The sequence below is a fragment of the Mesorhizobium sp. M0077 genome, assembly GCF_040322955.1.
In the GTDB taxonomy this organism is placed as follows: Bacteria; Pseudomonadota; Alphaproteobacteria; order Rhizobiales; family Rhizobiaceae; genus Mesorhizobium.
This window is the reverse complement of record NZ_JAMYUL010000020.1, coordinates 77,524-89,512: the sequence shown is the minus strand read 5'-3', so window position 1 is coordinate 89,512 and position 11,989 is coordinate 77,524. Positions and strand designations below refer to the sequence as shown.

The window sequence follows — 11,989 nt, the reverse complement described above, 5'->3', positions numbered from 1 at the left end:
TTTAATGGAGCGCGTCAACAACACCGTCCGGCTGAAGGTTTGGAAGGGATTCATCGTGGTCGGCCGCAAGGGCCCGAACAGGCTTCCGCCTCCACACCTTCAGGCGCGTTCATATTCGTCATCGGACAATTGCAGAAATCGATTGCTTGGATAGGCACACATTTACGAAATGGATTCACTCTCGTTCGCTTCGCCCTTCTGCTGAGCAGTTGCGGGGTCGCAGGCGGCGGGGCATCGCCATCCATGCCTCCTCTCATAGTCGAGGGGGGGGCATTTTCTCAATTTGGGGACAACTGAGACGTCCGGTGCTCTTAGGCAGAGGAATCATACGAGATCCCTCCTGCAACATCATTTCCCGCATCCACAGGCTTGCCGGATCACTATTGTGGAGCGCAGGCCATTGAACGGCCTCCGTGAATGCGGGAGGAAGTGGCGGCGGAAGTTTGACAATCCGCAGGGGTGTTGTTTTTGCGAAATGCTGCGCCAGCCGTAAGGGCATGGTCCCGATGCGGCTGGTGCCTGATACAACGGGCGGGATCAGGCTAAAGCCGTGTACGACAACTTCGATGCGTCTCTCGAAACCGTGCTCGAGCAAATACCATTCCTCCATGGAGAGCTGCCGGGTGTCCCCGAATTTGAACACAACCTGCCCCATCGATAAGTATCGCTCCAATGTAAGTGGCTCTGACAGCTGCTTGTTCGTGCCGCAGCCTACGCACACGAGCATATCTTCGAACAGGGCTGCGCGAGGATGTTTCGACATGAATACTTCCGGCATAATTAGAAAATCAACGTCGCCGCGCCGGAGAAGCTCCTCGGGGTCGTCGGAAATAGGGAGACATTCAAAGCGGACGGCGGGAGCTTCCCGCGCAGCACGTTCTACGATCTTCTTAAAAAATACGAGCGTGATGTAATCGGAAAGGATAATCCGGAAGCGACGATCCGATTGGGCTGGGTTGAAGGCGTCCCAGGAAATAATCGATAGCTGGATGTGCAGCAATGCCTCCCTGACTGCTGGGGCGAGCCCCTCAGCGCGAGGTGTCAAAATGAGCTCGCGGCCGCTCATCGTAAATAGCTCATCGCTGAAATAGGCGCGTAACCGAGCAACGGCGGCGCTCATTGCCGGCTGGCTCAGGTTGATACTGCGGGCCGCCGCGGTGACTTTACGTTCCCTGACCAGAGCGTCCAACACGACGAGGAGATTCAGATCGAGTCCCTTAAAACGCATGTCTTGATCTAGGCGGCGTGTGAATGGGTTGCGACCAAACATTCAATTCGAATGGTGAGTAGCGTCAACGCATCAGCCTTCGACGAAAAAGAGCAATCGAAAAGAAGAAGGGCAAAACTGTGTATATGCAAAGCGCGCCGATATGCAGGCCCATTTTGTCAATCGGACGGCCAAGCATCGCTGGACGAATGAGGTCGATTGCATGTGCGAGCGGTAATAAGGAGGCAGCATACTGAAAAGCGCCGGGCAATTGGTTGACCGGAAACATCGCGCCGCAAAGGAACAGCATGGGTGTAATAACAAGCGTATTATAAAATATGAAATATTCATAACTGGGCGCAAGCGCCGTGACGACCATCGCTAGACTCGCGAAGGCGAGGCCATTGAGAGCGATGACTGGCAGCAAGCAGAGGATGGATGGCCACGATGCGTAGCCGAGCGTGGTAGCAACAATAGTGATTGCTGTGCCCGCCATGAGGGCCTTCGTGGCTGCCCACGCCAATTCGCCGAGTAAGATATCGCCGAGCGTCAGCTGAGTGCATAGCATTCCTTCCCAGGTGCGCTGGTCGCCCATGCGGCCGAAACTCCCGTAGACCGTTTCAGCGGTCGCCGATGCCATCACGCTTGTGGCAACCATGCCAGCCGCGAGAAACGCAATGTACGAAGTGCCCTCAACAGGACCTATCATTGTTCCGATGCCAAAGCCGAGACCGAACAGATAGATCATCGGATCGGCGAGGTTGCCGAGAACCGATGCAAGCCCGATTTTCTTCCATCCAAGATAGTTGCGGCGCCAAACCGCGACCCAATTCCACGCATTGGCGGGCATGCCCGCCGCATAACGTTCGCCCATTGTTCAGTCCTCCATCTCGCGCCCGGTTAACCGCAAAAACACATCCTCGAGATTGGGGGGACGCTGCAGAAGGCGTAGACCCGTGCGCCCGCGTAGCTGCGCCAGCACCTGCTCCGGATCGGGTGCATAGCAAAAAAGCGTCTCACCGCTCACCTCGATGCGCTGTGCGTACGGCCGGATCAGCGCACCTAGTTCATGCGGATTGCCGCCGTAGACCTCCACCACGTCACAGCCGATCTGCTCGTCAATGAGTTCGGACGGGCGACCTTCGGCGATCTTGCGCCCCTCCTCCATAACGCACAGCCGATCGCACAGCCGCTCGGCCTCTTCCATGAAATGGGTAGTCAAAAGAATAGTCTTGCCCCGCGCCAGCAGCGATCGCAGCCGATCCCAGATCAGGTGGCGGGCCTGCGGATCGAGGCCGGTGGTCGGCTCGTCCATCACCAGCAAGTGCGGGTCATTGATGAGCGCACGCGCGAGCGTCAGGCGCCGCTTCATGCCGCCGGACAGTTCGGCGACGCGCGCATCCGCTTTGTTCTCGAGGCGGGCGAACTCAAGCAGCGATGGTATGACCGCATCGATCTGGCGTCTGCTCATCCGGAAGTAGCGCCCGAACACCAACAGGTTCTCGCGTACAGTGAACGCGGCATCAAGATTGTCGAACTGCGGGACCACGCCGATGCGCATACGTGCCAAACGCGCGCGCGCCGGCACTGGAGCGCCGAGCACAGTAATCTTCCCCGCATCAGGCGATGTCATGCCGAGGACCATACGCGCAATCGTGCTTTTGCCCGCGCCGTTCGGTCCCAAGAGCCCGAAGCATTCCCCCGCCGCAACGCGGAACGACAGCCTGTCGACAACGAGCTTGTCATAAGTTTTGCTTACGTCAGTAAGGTCGATCGCTATCATGGACATGGGTTCATTTTACCGAGAGGGACGACAAAACTGGCGGTCGCTTGGTTCCCTGCCGATCTGAAACTGTGACTCGTCTTCGCCATCCCCGCCGTCGATAACGAACTGATCGACATCACAAGGATCTAGCCGCTGCTCCGCTAAAGCGGCGACAATTGCGTCGAGATTATCGATGGATTGGTAACGCGGATCGTTGTGCCGCTTTTCCTGGTCATCGCAGAAGACGAGCCGTCCATCCTGGACCAGGGCGATCGCCCCATCATGGGTCAGCTTGGTACCACAGATGCGCATAGTGTCTCCACGTTAACGGCGATAGATTCGAGATTCATCAGGAAGCGGAAATCGGGTTCCGGAAACGGACGAGCAAGCAGTCTTCGTTGACCGACTCGCCCCGACACTCAAGCCGCTCTACCTCGATCAACGTTTCGTTCAGCATGGCGATGACCGGCTCAGCACCAGCGGCGTGACCCCAGCGACGGCAATTAGCATCCCTTGCCGATCCGAAGATCAGATGCCCGCCTGGCGCAAGCACCCGCACCAGGTTTTTGACGGCCGCGCGCATCTCGGCTATGTCTCCGAGGTAGTAGAGGACCTCCGCCACAACGATCACGTCAAACAACTCGTCGGTCGAAAACTGTTGAACATCGCAGACTATCCAGTTGATGCGCGACGGCTCCTTTATCCGTTGACGTGCTCGAGCAATCGCTTGCGCCACGACATCGATGACGGTGAGCCCTTGGCAGTAGGGGGCTAGTTTTTCCGTGAATGCGCCGGCAGCGCACCCGACTTCGAGGGCATTTGTAATGGAGCCTTGGGCAAGCGCCAGCTGGAGCATTTGCGTGTGGCGCTTCCGCTCGAATGGATTGCCGTCGAGGCCCCACGGATCGTCGGCGGCCAATTCCCGATCAAGCAACTGATGATTCACGTTCTGGGTCAAACTCGTGCACCTTTCGTCCATTAGGTATTTGCGATCAATCGTCGCCGCAAATGTTGTCCGACAGGACTAATTCCGAAGAATCCCGCGCAAGACTGAGCCTGCGAAGCGGAGCCGAATGGGGCGAGAGTTCTGCCCTGCTGGAACCAGTGATCGGAGCTTGGGTGGGGGCCTGTTTTCCCCCAGTGTTCGATGTAGCGACAGCAGAGCTTCGCGACAGCCAATCGCTATTGCTCAAGGTACACAGCGCGTAGGCCTTCAACGGAAGCAAGAGAAAGACGTTGATGAACGTGTGCAGCGAAAAGCCAAGAAATCGAAATTGTCGAGCACGAAATGCTACCACGCTGCATCGGAGCATGGTCATGGACACAATCATCAGTCCTGTCCACCAAGGCACAGTGCCTGTCAGTGCGAAATGTGCGAGGCCCGTTAATACCGATAGGGCGAGGAGTAGCGCGCCGAGATTCTGTCCGACCACGTCCAACGTGAGATAGCTATTTAGGCTAGGCAGCAAGCGCAGCCCAAGCAGTGTGTCCCGGAATGTGCTTCGTGCCCAACGGAGTTGTTGGCGCAGATACGGTCCGAGTCTGTTCGGAACGACTGTGGCCGCGATGGCGCTCGGAACGTATTCGGTTCGAAAGCCTGCTTTCAGCATCAGGATAGTGAGATGGCGATCCTCACCGAAGTCGCTTGGCTTGCCCCGAAAAAATTGCGACTCGTACTGGTCCAGTAACAAAAGGAGCGCAGACCGGCGGTACATGGCACATGGGCCGCAACAGCACATAACGGCACCGAAGCGAGCCTGTGCCGCGCGCTCCTCGTTGCAAGCCAGCCAGTACTCCATGTCTATCAGCCTGGTCAGCCAGCTCTCGGTTCGGTTACTGGCCGTCAACTGACCCATGACTGCGCCGACCGCTGAATCTCGCATCTTCGGTACAAGCTTGGAAATGACGTCGGGCGCGAGTACCGTGTCTGAATCAACGTTAAGCACCAGATCCCCTGATGAGCGTCGTATCGCGGCGATCTGCGCCTTGCGCTTTCCAACATTCTCGGGAAGCAAAATGATGTCGAACCTGGGGTCGCGCGCGTAGTCTTCGTGGACAGTTCCTAAGGCTTCGCGATTTCCAGAACCGTCATCAACCAAATAGACCCGAAGTCTTCCGGCGTATTCTTGGTCTGCAATGGAAGCCAGGCACTCTGAAAGCGTGCGCGGATCCTCGTTGAAGCAGGGGACGATGACATCGACGCTGGGCAGTTTGTCGGAGCCGGCGAGAACCTCCAACGCCGACGAATCCTTTGTCGGCATAGCATAAAGCCCTTGCATGCTCTTATAGGCAGTCGAGAGCAGTGCATAAAGCGAAATGGCCACAGTGCTGGTTGTACCAAGAAGAGTCATGGGATCTCGTTGTTCAGTGATGTTGAGGAAGTGAGCGGATTACAAATCCGCGCTCACGCAGTGCTGGAATCAGCCGGGACAGCGCCGTGACCGTCTGGTCGCGCATGCCGGCGTGAGCGCCCTGGCTCAACTCGCCGGGAGGGCATCCGTCGTGCAAGAGTACAATTGCGCCCGGCCGGACGGAGGCGAGCACTTTATCGATAATCGCCTCGACTCCAGGGCGAGACCAATCTCGAGGGTCGACGGACCAATGAAGGGCCGCCAGCCCGGCGATCTGTGATGCTGTGCAGACTTCTTCGCTCCAGGCGCCGTAGGGCGCGCGAACAAAGCGGACCGAGGCCTGCGGGCACGCTCTCATGATGGCGTCGTTCGCTTCAAAGACCTCACGTTGCACTTCGCCGAAACCGCATTGGTACAGATCCGGATGAGACATCGTGTGGTTGCCTACCTCGTGCCCTTCTGCGATCATCCGTTGGATTAGATATGGGTGCTCTAAGGCGTAGGCGCCGATGACGAAGAAAGTCGCCGGCACCCGCTGCTCTGCCAGCACGTCGAGAATCTCCGGTGTGAAAAGTGGATTGGGACCGTCGTCAAACGTCAGATAAACGCTTCGACGGCCGGTGCCGTCAGAGCACTCACGGCGCACTTCGTACAAGCAATCGGACCGGCTCATAGCTCTGGTCCGTTCCGATCTATCATCGTGCCCGTGGGCCATTCGCTGATCGGCCGTCCAACTGGCAGAACAATTGTGAGTGCGTCATCGATGCGTGTGGGCGGCAGGTCGAGGCGGGCCTCTGGTCGGGTGGAGCGCACGCGAATTCCCGACAAAACGGCCATAGGGCTGTATCGCCGTCCGAACCTCTCAACATGATTCCGCATCGCGTCCCTGACCGTTCCGAAAGCGAATGGAACGCCAAGCTCCTGCAGTATTGGAAGCATGACATGGATTGAATGGGCGATTCCCAGACCCTCAAGGTCCGGACGTACCCCGTACAGGCCCAGTTCAGCCACCAACAGGTCGACCGCGTCGACCTTGATGAAACGGCGCAGTATGCCCATGTGAGCCGCTACACCGCTTGAATCATAGGCGATTACGCGGAGTTCAGGCCTGGCTCCGGCCCAGCTTCGACTACCTTCGAACGGTTCTGCGTTGGACGCCCCAGTCGGCCCGTACGTATCACGAAAGAACTCGGCGAGCTTAACGTGATCGGAGAGCTGCAACTCGTTTTCCCAGCACAACTTCCACTGCACCTGATGGCGCATTCAGGACCTCTCTTCATATTGGTTTTTGTGGCCGCATTACTCGACCAAAGCGGCGTTGGTGGCTGCACTCAGCCGTTGTCGTTGGCGAAGGTGAGCCAGACGCTCTCTCGAGTTCCGGCCCGTGTCGTCGATTTGAGCTTGACGTCGCTCACTTTCCGTTCCTCTAATGCATGGCTCGTAAATTCGTAAAATTGATTGTTTGAATGATACGCATCCACACGTTGGATAGAACATGACATGCGTTTTAAAGGGCTGGATCTAAATCTCCTCGTTGTGCTGGACGCTCTGATGAGGGAGCGTAAAGTCACTGCCGCGGCTCGCAGTATCAACCTGAGCCAGCCGGCCATGAGCGCCGCCGTTGCTCGGCTACGCGCCTATTTCAACGATGAGCTATTTACGATGAACGGCCGCGAGCTCATTTTGACGCCGCGCGCCGACGGGCTCGCCCCAGCAGTCCGGGACGCATTGCTGCACATCCAGCTATCGATTATTTCCCCCGACGCCTTCAACCCGGCCCAATCGGATCGTCTCTTCCGAATCATGCTTTCCGATTACATCACGCTCGTATTTTTTAGGAAGATAGTAGAGCGCGCTGCGCGGGAAGCTCCCGCCGTTCGCTTTGAATGTCTGCCTATTTGCGACGACCCCGAGGAGCTTCTCCGGCGCGGCGACGTTGATTTTCTGATTATGCCGGAAGTGTTCATGTCGAAACATCCTCGGGCAGCCCTGTTCGAAGATAAGCTCGTAGGCGTAGGCTGCGGCACGAACAAGCAGCTGTCGGAGCCACTTACATTCGAGCGATACTTGTGCATGGGGCATGTTGTGCTCAAATTCAGGCACACCCGGCAGCCCACCATGGAGGAATGGTATTTGCTCGAGCACGGTTTCGAGAGACGTATCGAAGTTGTCGTACAGGGCTTTAGCCTGATCCCGCCCGTCCTGTCAGGCACCAGCCGCATCGGGACTATGCCCTTACGGCTGGCGCAGCATTTCGCAAAAACAACACCCCTGCGGATTGTCCAACTTCCGCCGCCACTTCCTCCTCCTGCATTCACGGAAGCCGTCCAATGGCCTGAGCTTCACAATAGTGATCCGGCAAGCATGTGGATGCGGGAAATGATGTTGCAGGAGGCATCTCGCCTGGCGCCTTTGCCTGAAATCATTGAGCGTCTCGGGCACGCCGATCCGACCTTTCGTTTCTTGGTACCGACTGCCACCTCGAAATCGCGTGCGAAGTCCCGGAAGATGTTGAGCCCCACCTAATCACCGCCTGTAAGACAGGCTGATCAGCATGTTCGACAAGCGCCGGCGCGGCGCGTGTTACCTACGTTCTGGGGCTGATCTCAGGCGAGTTGCTCGTCGAGGGTGTGTGGCAGAGTGATGCCAGCTGCCTTGATTGCCCGCTTTGGCCGTAGGTGGTGACGACGCGAGCATTCTTTTCGATGGCGGCTTCTGGAGGCGGACGCGATCGCGTAGGAGCGGTTGCCCTTCGGGCGTCGGGCCTTTGGCCCGGCAGAGCGGCGCAGTTCCTTGCTAAGTGCGAGGGGCCGGAACGAGCAGAACACACGCCCGGGCTGCTACTGAATTGACTGCCGCCTCGATTTGCGTGCGAAGTCCCAGAAGATGGTTAGCCCGGTTAAATTCCTACCTTGCCGGCTGTGCCGCGGCTTTTCACGTGCAGCCAGGCGAGGAGATGGCGGTCGACGAGGTCGACCCCAAATGGACTGTGCTGGCCTCGCTCGGCTCTTGCCGTGCGGGATGATTGACCACACCCCCTGCACGAGACGTGGGGCATGTTGGCAAGTGAAGCCGGTGGAGGTTGACGCTGCGGATCTAGGCAATCCACCTCGCGCTTCCGCCTTCATATATTTTCCGGCAGATGGATGTCGAACGGCAGAAATGTCTGTCCGGGTGTTTCAGCGGTGCCGGTCTCGATAGCCCGTGTCATCAGCGTTATCAGCTCCTGGCAAAGCCGGCGCATTGGCGTGGCGACCGCCATCGTGACGATGTTATCTGCAAGCGCTGCCCGAGACTCAGGTGTGATTTCATTCACGATCGCGACGAGATCCCGACTTTTGCCCTCTTCTCGGAGCGCGGAGATCGCGCCCTCCATGCCGCCGCCGGCGACATAGAAGCCGACGAGCTCGGGCTCCCGCTGCATGAGATCAAGCGTTGCCTCGTAGGTGATCTGCCGTTTCTCGAGGTTCATGACCGGATCCAGCACCTCGAACGTGGGCGCGTTCTCACGGCAATAGGAGCGAAAGCCGACGTCACGGAGCTCGTGCCCCTGGAAACGATGGCTGCCGACAAACACCGCCACTTTGCCGGGCCGTTTTGCGACCTTGGACACCATCCAAGCGGCCGTGCGCCCCACCTTGCGGTTGTTGAGGCCGATATACCCCTGTCGCACGCCGGCGGCGAAGTCGGAAAGCAGCGAGAAAACCGGAATGCCCTTGGCCTTGAGGTCCTCAACCGCTGCTGTGATTTTCGGGTGGTCCGGTGCCACCATCGCGATTGCATGGCAGCGTGCGCCCAACTCCTTGAGCGGCGCGATCAGGTCGCTCGGCATATGTGACGGGGCGAATTCGACGAGCGGAATGCCGTGGAAGGACTGGGCCAAATTGACCGATGCTTCGACCTCGCGCGCTAAATCTTGGTAGAAATGCTGGGCCGGTTTTCTCAAGATGAAGCCCAGACGGTAGTGCGGTAGGTCTCGCCGCAACCGCTGCTTGATTAGCCCGGCAGCATGATAGCCGATCGCCTGGGCGGCGTCGTGGACCCGCCGCGCGGTCTCCTCGCGCACCGGATGGCGGGCGTTCAGAACCCGATCGATCGTTGCTACGCTGACTCGGGCTTCGCGGGCGAGATCGGCAATTGTGGGTCGCTTGGTCATAGGTCCTATTCTGATTGGTTTTTGACGCGGGCCGGCTCTCTGTCCGCCTAACGCGTTTCGGTTTCGGGTGGCAAAGTGAAGACGTCCCCATACGAATGGGCACAGCGTGTTGGACGAACATCATTGCAGACGTAAACCGGCCGGGTATACTGAAAGGCTCATTCGCTTAAAGGGCGGTGACGATTTGCACTCACACATTTAGCGCTTCTGATACATGGTCCGTGAGGAGCCGTTTAGAGGCTGCGGGTCGGTCGTTCAGTTATGTGACCAGCTAAGCGACTTCACAGGTCGTGGGCCGCCCATCTTACTTGCAGGAGGGTAGCCGGTTTGATGCCTCGGTAAGCTGATGACCGCTGAAGGCAGCTTTCATCTGTGCTCGGTCCAACTCTCCTTCCCAGCGTGCGACGACGAGGGATGCCACTGCGTTGCCGACGCAATTCGTGAGCGCCCGGCATTCGGACATGAATCGGTCGATGCCGAGTATCAGTGCCATCCCAGCAACGGGAACACTCGGAACTACCGCGAGCGTAGCCGCCAGGGTGATGAAGCCCGCACCTGTCACACCTGCAGCGCCCTTGGAGGAAAGCATTGCTACGAGCAGCAGCAGCACCTGATCGCCGATGGACAGATCCGTGTTCGTCGCCTGTGCGATGAAGAGAGCCGCTAGCGTCATGTAGATATTCGTGCCGTCCAGATTGAACGAATATCCGGCCGGGATGACGAGACCCACAACCGAACGCCTGGCGCCCGCCTTCTCCATTTTCTCCATCAGCGACGGGAGCGCCGCCTCCGAGGAGGACGTTGCGAGGACAAGCAGCAGCTCTTCTTTGATGTAACGAATGAGAGAACAAATCGAAAAGCCGTTGTAGCGGCAGACTGCGCCGAGAACCCCGAACACGAAGAGGAAGGCGGTGAAATAGAACGTCGCGACCAGCATCGCGAGGTTGACTACCGAACCGATGCCATATCTGCCGATGGTGAAGGCCATCGCGCCAAAAGCGCCGATCGGCGCGGCCTTCATCAGAATTCCGACGAGCTTGAAGACAGGCACAATGAGCGCCTGGAGGAAGGAAACGACAGGCTTGCCCGTCTCTCCGGCCATCGCAAGCGCCATGCCGAACAGAACCGAGAAGAACAGCACCTGCAGGATGTCGCCTTCCGCGAAGGCACCGACGATCGTTGGCGGGATGATGTTCATCAGGAAGCCGGTGACCGACTGCGCTTTGGCTTTTGCGGCATAGGTATTCACGGCCTGGACATCGAGCGAGGCCGGATCGATGTTCAGGCCGTCGCCAGGCTGGACGACATTGGCGACGATGAGGCCGACGATCAGCGCGAGCGTTGAGAAGGTGAGGAAATAAACCATTGCCTTGCCGGCGACCCGGCCGACCTTATGAAGATCGTTCATGCCGGCAATGCCGGTCGCAATTGTCAGGAAGATGACAGGCGCGATGATCATCTTGACCAGCTTGATGAAGGCATCACCCAGCGGCTTCAGGCTCTCGCCGGTCTCCGGATAAAAATAGCCAATTGCGACGCCGAGCGCGATGGCGGCAAGCACCTGGGCGTAGAGCTTGGTGTAGAAGGATTTGCGGGGCGCGGGACTCGCGCCGCGGACTTGTGCAGCTGACACTGTTTCTCTCTCCCTGACCGGATCGAGGTGGCGTGACTTCTCCCGGGCTTCTCCCTATCGCGGCGCTCCGGTCGAACGCTGCACCAACGCCGCCGCAATACCCATGCCAGATGAATCCGCATCACCTGAACTGACGTGGGCTCGCCAATGATGGAGGAATGCGGTGTCAGACCAGCGGGCAAGGTCGCGGTCCGAACGCCCTTGATGGTCTCTGGCAGAGTGCTGCCGGTCGATCCCTCTGGCTAGCGGTTTGCTGCACAGAGCGCGGTGGGTTCCTCGTTAGCCGGCTTTGGACCGGGCCCCATCGTGTCGCCTGTTCAAGGCCGTCCAGATGACAGGCTAACTTACCCCTGTTCGGAAGCGCTCGTTTCTGGACAGCCTACGACCGTGCAGCCACTGCAATGCACAGAATAAATTCGGACGGTCCTTTGGACGACCCATTTTGCAAATCAACGCCCGCAGCAGGGGCAGCCGTTTTCAAGCGGTCGCATCGTAATCTGTTCAGACTTTTCGATACGCTCATTGAGTGTGCCGATTTCGGCCCCAGGCTGGTGATGGTGCTGACCACGACGATGCGATTCAGAAGTTGCGAGCACCGCCTACGAAGTCGTACTCGACGCCAGCTTCGCGCCTTCACACCCGACATCGCCGCCGCCTGATCAACTCGAGAAAGATGGCGGTTGCCGCAACCGACCAGTGCCGTTGGCGGTTATTCTCGCTCCCGCCCCTCCTTCGCGGGCGCTGGTGAATGGCACGGCCCCGCATTTACACTCCGCGCGGTCAGCCGCTCGGGCAACGCATGGCCGGCCCAGGTATTTCTGCTTCAACGCAAAGATAGAACTGATGAATCCTATCATAGGCCGCGAGGTTTCCTTTC

10 protein-coding genes and 2 pseudogenes are annotated in these 11,989 nt (G+C 58.4%); 1 reads left to right on the top strand and 11 read right to left on the bottom strand.

Annotation, left to right across the window (positions count from 1 at the left end):
- Window positions 1-253 precede the first annotated feature (253 nt).
- The 8 genes and pseudogenes from NKJ57_RS27800 to NKJ57_RS27765 form a co-directional block, all read right to left on the bottom strand.
- Window positions 254-1,228 carry a LysR family transcriptional regulator gene (locus NKJ57_RS27800; protein WP_023703124.1) on the bottom strand — a complete coding sequence of 325 codons (975 nt, stop codon included), beginning with the start codon at window positions 1,226-1,228 and terminating at the stop codon, window positions 254-256.
- 64 nt (window positions 1,229-1,292) lie between these two features.
- A complete protein-coding gene (locus NKJ57_RS27795; RefSeq protein ID WP_023687364.1) occupies window positions 1,293-2,081 on the bottom strand; it encodes an ABC transporter permease in 789 nt (262 codons plus the stop codon).
- Window positions 2,082-2,084: 3 nt separating this feature from the next.
- Window positions 2,085-2,996, bottom strand: coding sequence for a nodulation factor ABC transporter ATP-binding protein NodI (gene nodI / locus NKJ57_RS27790; RefSeq protein WP_023685034.1), 912 nt, complete (start codon window positions 2,994-2,996; stop codon window positions 2,085-2,087).
- Window positions 2,997-3,050: 54 nt separating this feature from the next.
- Window positions 3,051-3,284: pseudogene (locus NKJ57_RS27785) on the bottom strand (carbamoyltransferase N-terminal domain-containing protein); the annotation flags it as partial.
- A 37-nt stretch (window positions 3,285-3,321) separates the two neighbouring features.
- Window positions 3,322-3,951 (bottom strand): nodulation methyltransferase NodS, encoded by a 630-nt coding sequence (gene nodS / locus NKJ57_RS27780; protein ID WP_023685032.1) that lies wholly within the window; start codon window positions 3,949-3,951, stop codon window positions 3,322-3,324.
- Window positions 3,952-3,964: 13 nt separating this feature from the next.
- Window positions 3,965-5,323 carry a chitooligosaccharide synthase NodC gene (gene nodC / locus NKJ57_RS27775; RefSeq protein WP_023687361.1) on the bottom strand — a complete coding sequence of 453 codons (1,359 nt, stop codon included), beginning with the start codon at window positions 5,321-5,323 and terminating at the stop codon, window positions 3,965-3,967.
- A gap of 13 nt (window positions 5,324-5,336) precedes the next feature.
- The gene (gene nodB, locus NKJ57_RS27770; RefSeq protein WP_023672235.1) at window positions 5,337-5,996 is read right to left on the bottom strand and encodes a chitooligosaccharide deacetylase NodB; all 660 of its coding nucleotides are present in this window, start codon (window positions 5,994-5,996) and stop codon (window positions 5,337-5,339) included.
- Window positions 5,993-6,586, bottom strand: coding sequence for a NodA family N-acyltransferase (locus tag NKJ57_RS27765; protein ID WP_023685029.1), 594 nt, complete (start codon window positions 6,584-6,586; stop codon window positions 5,993-5,995). Before NKJ57_RS27765 ends, nodB begins: the two co-directional genes overlap by 4 nt.
- A gap of 237 nt (window positions 6,587-6,823) precedes the next feature.
- On the opposite strand from NKJ57_RS27765, the gene NKJ57_RS27760 reads away from it, so the two are divergent.
- Window positions 6,824-7,849: a LysR family transcriptional regulator gene (locus NKJ57_RS27760; protein WP_023712679.1), complete on the top strand. Its 1,026-nt coding sequence runs from the start codon at window positions 6,824-6,826 to the stop codon at window positions 7,847-7,849.
- 80 nt (window positions 7,850-7,929) lie between these two features.
- On the opposite strand, the pseudogene NKJ57_RS30970 reads toward NKJ57_RS27760, so the two are convergent.
- The 3 genes and pseudogenes from NKJ57_RS30970 to NKJ57_RS27750 all read right to left on the bottom strand — a co-directional run.
- Window positions 7,930-8,157: pseudogene (locus NKJ57_RS30970) on the bottom strand (IS1634 family transposase); the annotation flags it as partial.
- Between the two features lie 290 nt (window positions 8,158-8,447).
- Window positions 8,448-9,479, bottom strand: a complete 1,032-nt coding sequence (locus NKJ57_RS27755) for a LacI family DNA-binding transcriptional regulator (protein ID WP_023703127.1) — start codon at window positions 9,477-9,479, stop codon at window positions 8,448-8,450.
- Window positions 9,480-9,783: 304 nt separating this feature from the next.
- Window positions 9,784-11,112 carry a dicarboxylate/amino acid:cation symporter gene (locus NKJ57_RS27750; RefSeq protein ID WP_031209948.1) on the bottom strand — a complete coding sequence of 443 codons (1,329 nt, stop codon included), beginning with the start codon at window positions 11,110-11,112 and terminating at the stop codon, window positions 9,784-9,786.
- Window positions 11,113-11,989: the final 877 nt, after the last annotated feature.